Origin of the sequence: Streptomyces sp. P1-3, from assembly GCF_050613155.1 — a bacterium.
In the GTDB taxonomy this organism is placed as follows: domain Bacteria; phylum Actinomycetota; class Actinomycetes; order Streptomycetales; family Streptomycetaceae; genus Streptomyces.
This window is the reverse complement of sequence record NZ_CP192512.1, coordinates 2,226,705-2,240,537: the sequence shown is the minus strand read 5'-3', so window position 1 is coordinate 2,240,537 and position 13,833 is coordinate 2,226,705. Positions and strand designations below refer to the sequence as shown.

General features: G+C 72.7%; 14 protein-coding genes. 11 read left to right on the top strand and 3 right to left on the bottom strand.

What is annotated here, in order from left to right; translation table 11 throughout:
• Positions 1-20 precede the first annotated feature (20 nt).
• Positions 21-2,426, bottom strand: coding sequence for a glycogen debranching protein GlgX (gene glgX, locus ACQUSR_RS09225; protein WP_431042069.1), 2,406 nt, complete (start codon positions 2,424-2,426; stop codon positions 21-23).
• 530 nt (positions 2,427-2,956) lie between these two features.
• On the opposite strand from glgX, the gene ACQUSR_RS09220 reads away from it, so the two are divergent.
• The 6 genes from ACQUSR_RS09220 to ACQUSR_RS09195 all read left to right on the top strand — a co-directional run bounded on the left by ACQUSR_RS09220 (position 2,957) and on the right by ACQUSR_RS09195 (position 8,488).
• Complete coding sequence (locus tag ACQUSR_RS09220) at positions 2,957-4,195, top strand: Ig-like domain-containing protein (RefSeq protein WP_431042068.1); 1,239 nt, start codon at positions 2,957-2,959, stop codon at positions 4,193-4,195.
• A 176-nt stretch (positions 4,196-4,371) separates the two neighbouring features.
• On the top strand, positions 4,372-5,568 hold the full coding sequence (locus ACQUSR_RS09215; protein ID WP_431047463.1) for a L,D-transpeptidase: 1,197 nt from the start codon (positions 4,372-4,374) through the stop codon (positions 5,566-5,568).
• 64 nt (positions 5,569-5,632) lie between these two features.
• Positions 5,633-6,400 (top strand): enoyl-CoA hydratase/isomerase family protein, encoded by a 768-nt coding sequence (locus ACQUSR_RS09210; RefSeq protein ID WP_431042067.1) that lies wholly within the window; start codon positions 5,633-5,635, stop codon positions 6,398-6,400.
• Between the two features lie 277 nt (positions 6,401-6,677).
• Entirely contained in the window at positions 6,678-7,190 is a 513-nt protein-coding gene (locus tag ACQUSR_RS09205; protein WP_431042066.1) for an ATP-binding protein, read from the top strand.
• 412 nt (positions 7,191-7,602) lie between these two features.
• Positions 7,603-8,199 carry an N-acetylmuramoyl-L-alanine amidase gene (locus ACQUSR_RS09200; RefSeq protein WP_431042065.1) on the top strand — a complete coding sequence of 199 codons (597 nt, stop codon included), beginning with the start codon at positions 7,603-7,605 and terminating at the stop codon, positions 8,197-8,199.
• Positions 8,200-8,269: 70 nt separating this feature from the next.
• Positions 8,270-8,488 (top strand): EF-hand domain-containing protein, encoded by a 219-nt coding sequence (locus ACQUSR_RS09195; protein ID WP_431042064.1) that lies wholly within the window; start codon positions 8,270-8,272, stop codon positions 8,486-8,488.
• Between the two features lie 47 nt (positions 8,489-8,535).
• Here ACQUSR_RS09195 and ACQUSR_RS09190 read toward each other — a convergent pair whose 3' ends face one another.
• A complete protein-coding gene (locus tag ACQUSR_RS09190; RefSeq protein WP_304464069.1) occupies positions 8,536-8,844 on the bottom strand; it encodes a hypothetical protein in 309 nt (102 codons plus the stop codon).
• A gap of 57 nt (positions 8,845-8,901) precedes the next feature.
• Positions 8,902-9,462: a glycoside hydrolase family 25 protein gene (locus tag ACQUSR_RS09185; protein ID WP_431042063.1), complete on the bottom strand. Its 561-nt coding sequence runs from the start codon at positions 9,460-9,462 to the stop codon at positions 8,902-8,904.
• A 240-nt stretch (positions 9,463-9,702) separates the two neighbouring features.
• On the opposite strand from ACQUSR_RS09185, the gene ACQUSR_RS09180 reads away from it, so the two are divergent.
• From ACQUSR_RS09180 to ACQUSR_RS09160, 5 genes are all read left to right on the top strand, one after another.
• Entirely contained in the window at positions 9,703-11,115 is a 1,413-nt protein-coding gene (locus tag ACQUSR_RS09180; RefSeq protein ID WP_431042062.1) for an ATP-binding protein, read from the top strand.
• Entirely contained in the window at positions 11,112-11,540 is a 429-nt protein-coding gene (locus ACQUSR_RS09175) for a roadblock/LC7 domain-containing protein (protein WP_431042061.1), read from the top strand. The genes ACQUSR_RS09180 and ACQUSR_RS09175 overlap by 4 nt, the downstream gene beginning before the upstream one ends.
• Before the next feature lie 38 nt (positions 11,541-11,578).
• A complete protein-coding gene (locus ACQUSR_RS09170; RefSeq protein ID WP_431042060.1) occupies positions 11,579-11,899 on the top strand; it encodes a DUF742 domain-containing protein in 321 nt (106 codons plus the stop codon).
• A gap of 79 nt (positions 11,900-11,978) precedes the next feature.
• Positions 11,979-12,548, top strand: coding sequence for a GTP-binding protein (locus ACQUSR_RS09165; protein WP_431047461.1), 570 nt, complete (start codon positions 11,979-11,981; stop codon positions 12,546-12,548).
• Complete coding sequence (locus ACQUSR_RS09160) at positions 12,545-13,810, top strand: cytochrome P450 (protein WP_431042059.1); 1,266 nt, start codon at positions 12,545-12,547, stop codon at positions 13,808-13,810. The genes ACQUSR_RS09165 and ACQUSR_RS09160 overlap by 4 nt, the downstream gene beginning before the upstream one ends.
• Positions 13,811-13,833 lie beyond the last annotated feature (23 nt).

Genomic DNA, 13,833 nt, shown 5'->3' with positions numbered 1-13,833 from the left:
CGCTCACTCGGTTTTTCGGCCTAGGACCTGTCCGGTCCCGAGTCCGGTCCCGAGGATGGAACCGCTCTCAGTAGCAGCGCCGAGCGCCCCGGCAGCCGTACTTCCGCGCCCGCCGGGTGCCGCTCCCCGGGGCCCGCCGCCCCGCCGTCCTCCCGCGCGGTGTCGACGAGGACCTCGTACGCGTCCGCCCACGGCGGCCCCGGCAGAGTGAAGGAGACCGGTTCCGCCCCCGCGTGCCAGATCGCCAGGAAGCTGTCGTCGGTGACCGGCACGCCCCGCTCGTCGTGCTGCGGAATGTCCCGCCCCGACAAGTACATGCCGAGCGCGGCGGCCGGTGCGTACCAGTCCGCCTCGGTCATCTCCCGGCCCCGCGCCGTGAACCACGCCAGGTCCCGCAGGCCGTCCGGGGTCTGCGGGCGGCCGGAGAAGAACGCGCGGCGGCGCAGCACCGGATGGGTCCGGCGCAGCGCGATCAGCCGCGCGGTGAGATCGGCCAGCGCCCGCCCGCCGTCCTCCCGCAGCAGCGACCAGTCGACCCAGCTCACCGCGTTGTCCTGGCAGTACGCGTTGTTGTTGCCGCCCTGCGTGCGCCCCATCTCGTCGCCCGCGACCAGCATCGGCACGCCCGTGGACAGCAGCAGCGTGGTGAGGAGGTTGCGCAGTTGGCGGCGGCGCAGCGCGGTGATCTCCGGGTCGTCCGTCTCGCCCTCGGCGCCGCAGTTCCAGGAGCGGTTGTCGTTCGTGCCGTCGCGGTTGTCCTCGCCGTTGGCCTCGTTGTGCTTGTGCTCGTAACTCACCAGGTCGCGCAGCGTGAACCCGTCGTGCGCGGTGATGAAGTTGACCGACGCGTACGGGGCGCGGCCGCCCCAGCCGTACAGGTCGCTGGAGCCCGACAGCCGGTAGCCGAGGTCGCGCACGTCCGGCAGCGCGCCGCGCCAGAAGTCCCGTACCGCGTCGCGGTAGCGGTCGTTCCACTCGGTCCACAGCGGTGGGAACGCGCCGACCTGGTAGCCGCCGGCCCCGACGTCCCACGGCTCGGCGATCAGCTTCACCCGCCGCAGCACCGGGTCCTGGGCGATGACGGCGAGGAAGGGGGACAGCATGTCGACGTCGTGCATGGACCGGGCCAGCGCGGCGGCCAGGTCGAACCGGAAGCCGTCGACTCCCATTTCGGTGACCCAGTAGCGCAGCGAGTCGGTGATCAGCCGCAGCACCTGCGGCTGGACGACATGGAGGGTGTTGCCGCAGCCGGTGTAGTCGGCGTAGCGGCGGGCGTCGTCCTGGAGCCGGTAGTAGCCGCGGTTGTCGATGCCGCGCAGCGAGAACGTGGGGCCCAGCTCCCCGCCTTCGGCGGTGTGGTTGTAGACGACGTCCAGGATCACCTCGATGCCCGCCTCGTGCAGGGCGCGGACCATCCGCCGGAACTCCCCGACCTGCTGGCCGCGGGTGCCGGTGGCGGCGTACCCGGCGTGCGGGGCGAAGTAGCCGATGGAGTTGTAGCCCCAGTAGTTGCGCAGGCCCCGGCGCAGCAGATGGTCCTCGTGCGCGAACTGGTGGACCGGCAGCAGCTCGACGGCGGTCACCCCGAGCCGGACCAGGTGCTCCAGCGCGGCCGGGTGCGCCAGCCCCGCGTAGGTGCCGCGCAGTTCGGGTGGCACGCCCGGGTGGCGCATGGTGAAGCCGCGCACATGGAGTTCGTACAGCACCGTGTCGGCCCACGGGGTCTTCGGCCGCCGGTCCTCGCGCCACTCGTCGGGCGCCCCGGCGGCGGTGTCGTCGCCGACGACCACCCCCTTGGGGACGTACGGGGCCGAGTCGCGGTCGTCCCGTACGGTGTCGGCGATGTGCTGCTGCGGCCAGTCCCGGACATGGGCGTACACCTCGGCGGGCAGCGGGCCGCGGCCGCCGGGGCCGGGACCGGTGAACTCCCCGTCCACGGCCCGCGCGTACGGATCGAGCAGCAGCTTCGCGGGATTCCAGCGGGCTCCGGTCCACGGGTCCCAGCGGCCGTGCACCCGGAATCCGTACCGCAGCCCGGGCCCGGCGCCGGGTATGAAGCCGTGCCAGATCTCGTGCGTGCGCTCCGGCAGCGGGCAGCGGGTCTCCCGGCCCTCCTCGTCGAACAGGCACACCTCCACGCCCTCCGCACCGCCCGCCCACAGCGCGAAGTTGGTCCCGGCGACACCGCCGGGACCGAGGTGCACCCGGGCGCCCAGCGGCTGCGGAGAGCCCGGCCACACGGGGGCGCCGAGCGGCTCGCCGCCGCGGGAAGCGGGGAGCCGGACGGGAGCGTCGGCGGGAAGGCGGGGCGATGGGTCGGCGGGCGTATCGACGGGCGGGCCACCGTGCGCGGCCGACGGCACCCGGCCCGCGCTGCCTTCCCCGGTCGCGTCCCGGACTGTCTCCTGCTCGGCTGCGCTCGACATGTGGGTCGCCTCCGGCGGCTCGCTGTTTAAGCCCACGGCCCATGAGCGGGCCGCGGCGGACGGACCCGGACCGCCGGCCGCGACGGTGGCGCCCGAGCGGACCCGGCGGCACAGGGCCGGGCGCCCGGCGCCGCTCGCCCGGCGGCCACCGGTGGCTCCGGTGGTCGCCCGGTGCGGCCACCGGCGGCTGCGGTCCCGGACTCCGGCCCGGCTCCGGTCCGGGCGCCGGCCCGGGTCCGGCCCGGGCTTCGGCCCGGTCCCAGCCCGAGCGTCCCGGACCCGGCCCGGGCCATCCGCCCCGACTCGCGCCGGATGCCGGCCCGTACTCCGCCGGCCCCCGGCCCGGCTATCGGCCCGAACTCCGGCCCGAACTCCGGCCCGCATGGCGTCCCGTGCCGCGCGGGTCCGGTCCCGTCCTTCACCCCAGTTGTGCCCAGAACGGGCCGCCCCTCACTCCTGTGGCCCTGGCCCCCTCCCCCCGTCCGGTGGAGCTTTCGTTTCCCGGTGCCTGGGCGGTCGTTGGGTCCGGCGTGGACAAGGGATCGAACTGGGGGACGTACGTGCGGGCGGGGCGGCGGGCGGCGCGGCGGGCGATCGCGGTGGCCGCCGTGGCGGTGGCGCTCGCCGGGTGCTCGCTGACCCGCCTCGGGAGCGACGACGCACCCCGGCCGCCTGCGGAAGTCGTCCGGGTCACCCCGCACGACGGCGCGCGCGGCATCCCGCCCGGCGGGCGGCTGACAGTGACGGTGCCCGACGGACGGCTGGAGCAGGTCCGGGTCACGCGCACCGACCAGACCGGTACGACGGAACCGGTCGACGGCCGGATGACCGTGGACGGGCGCGCGTGGCGGCCGACCGGCACGCGGCTCGCGCTCGCCGCCCGGTACGCCGTCAACGCGGTCGCCGTCGACGAGCGCGGCCGCCGGTTCGCCCGGCACACCACGTTCACCACCGTCGTCCCCCCGCACCGGTTCATCGGCTACTTCACGCCCGAGGACGGCGCGACCGTCGGCACCGGCACGATCGTCTCGTTCACCTTCAACCGGCCGATCACCAACCGGGCCGCGGTGGAGCGCGCCATCCGGGTCACCTCGCGGCCGCGCACCGACGTCGCCGCGCACTGGTTCGGCAACCGGCGGCTGGACTTCCGGCCGAGCGAGTACTGGACGCCGGGCACCGAGGTCACCCTCGATCTGCGGCTGCGCGATGTGCGCGGCGCCCGGGGCGTCTACGGCATCCAGCACAAGAAGGTGCGGTTCACCGTCGGCCGTTCGCAGGTGAGCACCGTGGACACCGTCGCCCACACCATGACCGTACGGCGCAACGGCGCGGTGCTGGCGGTGCTGCCGGTGACCGCGGGCGCGCCCGGCCACGAGACGTACAACGGCAAGATGGTGGTGATGGAGAAGCTGGCGGAGACCCGGATGGACGGCTCGACGGTCGGCTTCGGCGGCGAGTACGACATCTCGGACGTGCCGCACGCCATGCGGCTCACCTCGTCAGGGACCTTCGTGCACGGCAACTACTGGGCCAAAGCGGACACGTTCGGGGCGGTCAACGCCAGCCACGGCTGCATCGGACTGCGCGACGTGCGCGGCGGCAGCCCGCAGACCGCGGCCGGCTGGTTCTACCACCGCAGCCTCGTCGGCGACGTGGTGGAGGTCGTCAACTCCCGGGAACGCCAGGTCGCCCCGGACAACGGGCCGGGCGGCTGGAACATGCCCTGGTCCGCCTGGCGCGCGGGCTCCGCCCTGGACGACCGCTCCTGACCCTTCCCCCGCGGCCGCCACCTGCGCTTACTTGAGACTGAACGGTGACAATCGAGTGGCATGCTCCGCGCGGGCGATGTGGTTATCTATCGCCATACGCGCTGGTGCGCGCAACGGGGGTGCCGCGGGGGCCGCGGGCCGTGCGAAGGGGAGTAGCCGTGGTGAACGCAAGAGGGATGTCCGGGGCCCGGGGGCGCAGAGCGCTGATCGCGCTGCCGGTGGGGGCGTTGCTGGCGGTGACGACAGCCTGCGGCGGCGACGACTCCGACGACAAGAGCGGCAAGAAGCAGGGCGGCAAGGCCGGCGGCCAGTCCGAGGCGGTGGTCGCGATCGCGCCCAAGAACGGCGCGCGGGACGTGGCCACCAGCGGCGCGCTGAAGATAACCGCGAGCAAGGGCAAGCTCAGCTCGGTGGAGGTCAAGGACGCCAAGGGCCGCAAGGTCCCGGGCAAGATCGCCGCCGGCGGTGCGCGCTGGATCCCGGACCGTCACCTGGGCGCCAAGACGACGTACACGGTGAACGCGGTCGCGAAGGACTCCGAGGGCCGCGAGGCCGCCGAGCACGCCAGCTTCACCACGCTGGTCCCGAAGAACACCTTCCTCGGCCAGTTCACCCCCGAGGACGGATCCACGGTCGGCGTCGGGATGCCGGTCTCGCTGCGGTTCAACCGGGGCATCACCGCTCCCGAGGCGGTGGAGAAGGCGGTACGGGTCACCGCGTCCCCGTCGGTGCCGATCGAGGGCCACTGGTTCGGCAACGACCGGCTGGACTTCCGGCCGGAGCAGTACTGGAAGCCGGGCACCAAGGTGACGTTGCAGATGGACCTGGACGGGGTCGAGGGCCGCCCGGGCGTCTACGGCGAGCAGACCAAGACGGTGACGTTCACCATCGGCCGCAGCCAGGTGAGCGTCGTCGACGCCAAGTCCAAGAAGATGACCGTCAAGCGCGACGGAAAGACCATCAAGACGATCCCGATCACTTCCGGTGCCCCGGGCACCGAGACGTACAACGGGCAGATGGTCATCAGCGAGAAGCACCCGGTGACGCGGATGAACGGCGAAACCGTGGGCTTCGGCGGCGAGTACGACATCAAGGACGTACCGCACGCGATGCGGCTGTCCACCTCCGGCACCTTCATCCACGGCAACTACTGGGCGGGCGCCGGCACCTTCGGCTCGGTCAACGCCAGCCACGGCTGCGTGGGGCTGCGTGACCTGCGCGGCGGCGGGGACAACGGGACCCCGGGCGCCTGGTTCTTCAAGGAGTCGATCATCGGCGACGTGGTCGTGGTGAAGAACTCCGAGGACACCACCATCCAGCCCGGGAACGGGCTCAACGGCTGGAACATGTCCTGGGCGGAATGGAAGAAGTAGCGGTCTCATGGCCGCGGCGGACGCACGGTGCCGGTCGCCGGTGAACGCGCGCTAACCTGCGGCCATGACTGTGAACCTCGAGGTGGCCGACGGCGTCGGCACCATCCGGCTGGACCGTCCCCCGATGAACGCCCTGGACATCGCCACCCAGGACCGGCTGCGCGAGCTGGCCGAGGAGGCGACCCGCCGCGACGACGTGCGGGCGGTCGTCATCTGGGGCGGGGAGAAGGTGTTCGCGGCCGGCGCGGACATCAAGGAGATGCAGGTCATGGACCACGCCGCGATGGTGGCGCGGTCCCGTGGGCTGCAGGACGCGTTCACCGCGGTGGCCCGGATCCCCAAGCCCGTCGTCGCGGCCGTCACCGGCTACGCGCTGGGCGGCGGCTGCGAACTGGCGCTGTGCGCGGACTTCCGGATCGCCGGTGAGAACGCCAAGCTCGGCCAGCCGGAGATCCTGCTCGGGCTGATCCCGGGCGCGGGTGGCACCCAGCGGCTGTCCCGGCTGGTCGGCCCCTCGCGGGCCAAGGACCTCATCTTCACCGGCCGCATGGTCAAGGCCGACGAGGCGCTCGCCATCGGGCTGGTGGACCGGGTCGTCCCGGCCGGTGAGGTCTACGAGCAGGCGCACGCGTGGGCGGCGAAGCTGGCGCAGGGCCCGGCGCTGGCGCTGCGTGCCGCGAAGGAGTCGGTGGACGCCGGCCTGGAGACGGACATCGACACCGGTCTGGCCATCGAACGGAACTGGTTCGCCGGGCTCTTCGCGACCGAGGACCGGGAGATCGGCATGCGCAGCTTCGTCGAGGAGGGACCGGGCAAGGCCAAGTTCCGGTAGGGGAGGGCGCGTTAAGGGCGCTCGGGGGCGCACGAAGGCGCCTTCGCTGCGCCCCGTGCCTCCTGCCGGCGAGATATTTTGACCGCCTGAAGGCTGCTGCGTGACCGGTTCCGGTACGCTGGGCGATCATTCGTACGCATCGTGTCATCGCTGGTCAGATGGGGTTCCAGGGGTCACTGACTGCCATTGGCATATGCCGGATCCGGTGTGCGGAGCCCGCGGCCCGGGTGTTCGGAATCCCGAAGTTCCGCCCCCGAGGCTCCCGCGGGCGGCCATCATGGGGGGCATGGCGGGCTTGGAGGGAATGGAGCAGCCGCGGCGGCGTGCCGTGACGGCCGCTGAGCGGCGGGTGCCGTCCGTCGAGGACGAGTTGACCGCGCGGACGCTCGATCTGCTCGGCGACCCGACGGCCGACGAGGTGCGGCTGTCGTCCCGTTCCGAGTCCGCGGCCGTCGCCCGGCGGCTGACCGAGCTGGTCGTCCTCCGGCGCTGGGGGCTGTCCGCGGAAATCTCGGAGTACGCCGTGCTGCTCGTCTCCGAGCTGGTCGGCAACGCGGTGCGGCACGCCGGGGCCCGCACCTTCGGGCTGCGGATGCACCGCCGCCGGGGCTGGCTCCGGGTGGAGGTCAGCGATCCCTCGCGCGGGCTGCCGTGTCTGATGCCGGTGCGCCTGACGGATACCAGCGGCTGGGGGCTGTTCCTGGTGGACAAGCTCTCCGACCGCTGGGGCGTGGACCTGCTGCCGCGCGGCAAGACCACCTGGTTCGAGATGCGGGTCATCGACCGCTGACTTTCGCCCGCCTACGCGAAGAGGCCCCGCGGCGCCGTTGGTGACTGCCTGGGACCTCTTCGGGTGCGTCGCGGATCGAAAGGGGTGTGATCCGCGGCGGAGGACGACCGAGCCCGGGTCAATGGGGGTCGCTGGAATCGACTATCGCAGACAGGGTGGGCCCTTTTCAAAGCGGCATTTGTGTGCAGAACCCTTCGATCGGAGCATTTCGCCGCTCGATCCAAGGTGAACTATGCCACGTGCCCTATTAATGACAAGTGAACGACCGTTCTCGCTGATGTTTATGCGGCCATCTCTCGTTCGCCAGTGGTTCAGGCCACCGCGCGATTACTTTCAGTGGCCGCCGGGCTTGGCATGTCCTTGTCGGGCGCCTCAGCATGGAGGCAACGTGCTCGAGAATCGGGAGCCCCCCATGGAAGCCCACGACACCGACACACCGCCGACCCGGCGCGGCCTGCTGCGCTCGGGCGTCGGCCTGGGCGCCGCCGCGCTCGGCCTCGCCCCCGCGACCGCCGCCGCCGGGACCACGTATCCCCCCACCCACTGGATCCCGGCCAGCAGCTCCAACTACACCGCCTCCAGCCGCCCGGCGGCCTATCCGATCGACTTCATCGTCATCCATGTGACCCAGGAGGCCTTCCAGGACGCGATGCGGATCTTCCAGGATCCGGCCAGGAAGGTCTCCGCGCACTACATGCTCGCCTCGGCGGACGGCTACATCGGCCAGTTCGTCCGGGAGAAGGACATCGCCTGGCACGCCGGGAACTGGACCTACAACACCCGCAGCATCGGCATCGAGCACGAAGGGTGGGTCGACAAGCCGGAGTACTTCACCGACGTCATGTACCGGCAGTCCGCCCGGCTGACCGCGGCGATCTGCACCCGCCACGGCATCCCCAGGACCAGGTCCCGCATCATCGGCCACAACGAGGTCCCCGGCTCCACCCACACCGACCCCGGCAGGCACTGGGACTGGAACCGCTACATGGCGCTGGTCAACGCCGCCTGACGGCCCGAGGGCCGGGGCCGCTAATCTGTGCCTGTCGAACAAGCACACAAGTAATAAGGGGTGGGCCCAGGTGGCTGACATCGAGGCGGCCAAGAAGGCGTTCGAGCGATTCGACGTGGACGGTGACGGGTTCATCACCGCGGCCGAGTACAAGAGCGTCATGGCGCAGCTGGGTGACCCGTACGTCACGGAGACCGTGGCCCAGGCCCTGATCAACTCGCGTGACACCGACGGCGACGGCCTGCTCAGCTTCGAGGAGTTCTGGGCCTCCCTGAGCCACCAGGACTGAGCCCGGACCGGCGGCCGCGGCACCCCCAGTGGGCCGCGAGCCGCCGGTCAGCGCCAGCCGCGCCGCTGGGCTCCGGCCCGCCGCCGCCGGTCGTTGCACAGCAGGCAGCGCCCGTAGCCAGGCGGAAGTGGATCGTCCTTGTCCCCGTACAACGGGTCGACGGCACCGCGCGGATGCTCGGCGCACCCCGTCGCACCATGCCCGGCCCCCAGCGCCTGGGCGGCCGCCAGCGCCCGGCGCAGGGCGTCGGTGAGCTGGTCGGCCTCATGGCCGCTGGGCGCGGCCTCCAGGGAGAAGGCGATGTCGGATGCCGTGCTGAGCGCGCTCTGGAGCTCGCGCAGGTCTGCGTAACCCATGCTCCCGAGGCTATGCGCACCCACTGACATCGGCCGGGGCGGAGCGCGAGGACGGGCCTACGACGTGGCCCACTCCCGCAGCGCGGCCTTGCTGCCGAACGCCGCGACGTCCTTGTCCAGCGGGCTGTCCGTGTACTGGTGGAACCGCCACTTCGCCTTGATCCGCGGCTTGCCCGCCGTCACGTAGTCCGCTATCCACAGCCCGTCACCGGCGTACGACGTGGTGTCGTGGTTCAGCCAGAAGTGCCGGTTGCAGTACAGCAGCACCCGGTGCGTGGGGCGGGGGCGCAGCGCCTTCACCTCCCGGATGAACCGGTCCTTCTCGGCGTTGCTCGCCCGCGTGCCGGAGCTGGTCGTCTCCCAGTCGACCGCGAGCAGATCACCCTCCTTCGACGCGCACTTGTCGACGAAGTAGCGGGCCTGCGCCGCGATGTTGCCCGGCCACAGGAAGTGGTAGAAGCCCAGCACGCAGCCCGCCTTCCGGGCGTGCGAGGCCTGGGCGGACTGGCGCGGGTTGATGTACGAACGGCCCTCGGTGGCCTTGACGAACACGAAGGACAGCCCCTCGGTGTCGAACGAAGAGGACTGATGTGAACTGACGTCGATGCCTCGCAGCATGCGATCGCCTCCCGGGCTCTGCGTGGGAAGGGAGCGGGGTTTACACACAGCGTGCCCGGATATAGACGGTGTGCAACGTCGTTGCCCGTGGCGGCGGCATGTGCGCGCGTGGCGTGGGTTCCGTCAACTGTCAGCGGTTCCACGGCCGTCGGGCCACCGGCCGCCGGATCGTCGCGGGTCGCGACTGCCGCCCGCAGCGGGACGGTTCCGGCCACCCGCCCGCACCGACCGAGGACCGCGATGACCGACTTGACCGTGGCGCTGACCGCGAGCCTGGGCTTGAGCTCCCTCGTCGCCGCGGTCCTGGTGCCGCTCCTGGTGCGGGCCCGTCGCCACGCGGCCCGGGCGCGGTCCGAACGCGACGCCGCCGCCGAGGAGATCACCCGGCTCACCGCCCGGGTCACGGCCCTGACGGAGGAGACCCGGCATCTGGTCGCCGGCCGGCTACCCGCCCTCACCAGCCATCTGCGGCACAGCCACGTGCCCGTCCCCGGCCTCGCCGACCCCGCCCTCCTCGGCAGCGAGACCGACCGCGACCACCGCGCGGTGCTGGACCTGGTCTCGCGCGCCGTGCTCGCCGAGCGGCACCGGGTGGACGAGGCCGCGCAGGCGACCGTCCGCGGCACCACCACCGTCATGCAGGCCAAGAGCTACCAGCTCCAGGACCTCATCAACGCGATGCAGCACCGCTACGACGACCCGCGCATCATCGCCGACACCGTCGCGCTCAGCCGCCTCAACGAGCAGATCCTGCGGCGGATCCAGGCCACCGGCGTGGTCTGCGGCGCCACCGCGGGCCTGACCCGCGCCGACTCCCATCTGGGGGACATCGTCGTCGGCGCGCAGTCCCGCATCGTCGGACCCGAGCGGGTCCGGGTCACCAGCCGGCTGACCGACCCGATCGGGGTGGTCGCCCGCGCCGCCGAGCCGGTCGCCATCGCCGTCGCCGAACTGCTCGCCAACGCCGTACACCACTCGCACGGCACCCTGGAGGTGGACGTCAGCCTCCACCAGAGCGACAGCGGCGCCGTGATCGTCATCGACGACGCGGGCGTCGGCATGCACCAGGAGGAGATCGACTACGCGACGCGCATGATGTCCGGGCAGCACCCGGTGCTGCTGACCGAGCTGGGCGACCCGCCGCGCGCGGGGTTCGCCGCCATCGGCCGCCTGGTGCGGCAGTTCGGGTTCGGCGTCTCGGTCGACAAGCCCGCTCCGTACGGCGGGGTCCGCGCCATCGTGCACATCCCCGGCCGGCTGCTGACCATCCTCGACGAGACCACCACCCCCATGTCGGTGGTGGCCCCGCTGCCGCCGCGCGCCGCCGCGCGGCCCGCCGACCCGGCACACGCCCAGCGGGACGCCGACACCGGGCTGCCGCGCCGCCGTCGCCGCGCGCCGCAGCCGCCGGAGAGCCCGGGGGGCTCCGCGCGGGAGACCGCGGAGGCCGCCCCGCCGCCGCCCGCCCCCCGTACGCCCGCCCCCCGCAGCCCCGAGCAGACCGGCGCCGTCTGGGGCTCCTTCCAGCGCGGCACCGCCTCCGGCCGGGCGGCGGGGGCGCGCCGGTCCGGCCCCCAGGACACCCCGCACCCCCCGCACCCCCTGGACCCGCAGAACGCCCAGGACCGCCAGGAAGGGAACCCCTCCTCATGACCGCCCCCAAGCGCACCGTCCGCCCCGACATGTCCTGGGTCCTGGACCCCCTGCTGGTCCTCAAGGGCGTACGGCACGGGGTCGTGCTGTCCTCCGACGGCATGGTGACCGGTGCCTCGCCCCGGCTGACCCGGGAGGCCGGCGAGGGGGCGGCCGCGATGATGTCCGCGCTCCAGGGCGCCGCCCGCACCCTGGCCAGGGAGCTGTCCGGCGACCCGCGCACCGCCGTGGAACAGGTGGTCGTCGCCACGGACAACGGCTTCGTCTTCGCCGTCCCGGCGGGGGAGAACACCTTCCTGGCGGTGTTCGCCGACCGCACGTGCGACATGGAGATCCTGTCCCACCACGTACAGATCCAGGTCACGACGCTGGGCGAGAAGGTCATGACAGCCGAGGCCCGCGACAGCGGCGCGACGGCCTCATGACGGGCGGACGGCAGAGCAGACCGTTCGTACCTTCCTTCATGGCGCTCGGCGACCGCGCCGAGCCCAGCCGCAACACGCTGGACGCGCTCTCGCTGCTCAGCGCGGCCACCGACCAGGTGCCGCCCGGACTCGACCCGCCCCGGTACCGCATCGCGGAACTCCTCAGCGGCGGGCCGCTGTCGCTCGCGGAGGTCGCCGCCTACGCCCGGCTGCCCGTCGGCGTCGCGAAGGTGCTGGTGGCCGAACTCGTCGACCAGGGCCATCTCCGGGCCCGCGCCCCCGTTCCCCAGGCGGACCAGCAGGACACGCAGTTACTGGAGAGGGTGCTCAGTGGGCTCCGTGCCATACGAGGCGAATGACAGCACACCGGCGATCCCCGCGGCCTCCGCGCCGCCCCCGGCCGCGCCGGGCGGCGCGCGTCCGGGATTCCCCGGATATCTGACGGACACCCGGCAGACCCTGGTGAAGATCGTCATCGCCGGGGCGTTCGGCGTCGGCAAGACCACCGTGGTCCAGACGGTCTCCGAGACCCGCCCGCTGCACACCGAGGAGGTGATGACGCGGGCCGGGGAACTCGTCGACGACCTGCACGGCATCCGCGACAAGACCGGCACCACCGTCGCCCTCGACTTCGGCCGCCGCACCCTCCCCGGCGACCTGGTGCTCTATCTGTTCGGCGCCCCCGGCCAGCGCCGCTTCCTGCGCCTGTGGCAGGAGATCGCCCACGGCGCGTTGGGCGTCCTGGTGCTGGTCGACACCCGGCGGCTGGACGCGTCCTTCGAGGTCCTCGACCTGATCGAGGAGGCCGGGACGCCCTACGCCGTCGCCGTGAACACCTTCCCCGACTCGCCCGGCCACAGCCTGGACGTCATCCGCGACCACCTCGACCTCGCCCCGCACACCCCGCTGATCAGCTGCGACGCCCGCGACGCCGACTCCGCCGTCGACGCGCTCATCGCGCTGGTCTCGTATCTGATCGCCCACACCACCCTGGACGCCGCCCCATGACCTCGCACGCGCATGTGAACCATATGCCCGCGATCCCGCTGTACGGGCCGGACTTCGCCGCACACCCGCAGGCGGTGTACGCGCGGCTGCGCGAGTACGGGCAGGTCGCCCCGGTCGACATCGCTCCCGGCGTCGGCGCGTACCTGGTCGTCGGCTACCGCGCCGCCCTCGACCTGCTGCACGACACCGCGACCTGGAGCAAGGACCCGCGCGCCTGGCAGGCCACCGTGCCGCCGGACTGCCCGGTCCTGCCGATGCTGGGCTGGCGGCCCAACCCGCTGACCAGCGACGGCGAGACGCACGCTCGCTACCGGCGCGTCATCACCGACGCCTTCGCAATGATCGAACCGCACACGCTGCGAGCGGAGACCGCCCGTGCCGCCGATTCGCTGATCCGCCGCTTCGCCGCCGCCGGCACCGCCGACCTGGTCGCCGGCTACGCCCGCCCGCTGCCGCTGGTCCTGTTCAACCAGCTCTTCGGTGTGCCGTACGAGGACCACGACCGGCTGCTGGCCCCGATGGCCGGGATGCTGGAGGCGCAGAACCCCGAGGAGGCCACCCGCGCCGGGGCCGAGTTCGAGGAGTACGTCGCCGAACTCGTCGCCGTCAAGCAGCGGCGGCGCGGCCCGGACCTGATCTCCCGCTACCTCGACCACCCGGCGGGCCTGAGCGCCGAGGAGGTCGTCCACCACGTCGTCCTGACGCTCGCGGCCGGAAACGAGCCCACCGCCAACCTCATCTCCAACGCGCTGTCCCGCATGCTCAGCGACGACCGCTACTTCAGCTCGCTGGCCGGGGGCGCCCTCACCGCCCGGGACGCGGTCCACGACGTCCTGCGCAACGAGCCGCCGCTTGCCAACTACGGGGCCCACTTCCCCCGGACGGCCGTCGACTTCCACGGCGTACGCATCCAGGCCGGGCAGCTGGTCCTCGTCTCCTACGCCGCCGCGAACACCACGCCCGACGGACTCCCGCCCGGCCCCCGGACCGACGGCGGCGCCCACCTCGCCTGGTCCGCGGGCCCGCACGCCTGCCCCGTACGCGGCCACGCCCTGCTCGTCGCGACGACGGCCATCGAGCAGATCACCAGCCACCTGTGCGACCTGGAACCCACCGTGCCCCGGTCCCGGCTTCCCTGGCGCCCCGGGCCCTTCCACACGGCGCTGGCGCAGCTTCCGGTGCGATTCAGCCCCGTCCATCCCGAGCAGGCGGGGATCACGCCGTGGACCGAGGGCCCGGCGGCGGGCCCGGCCCCGTCCTGACTTCGTCACCGTCCCGCTGCGAG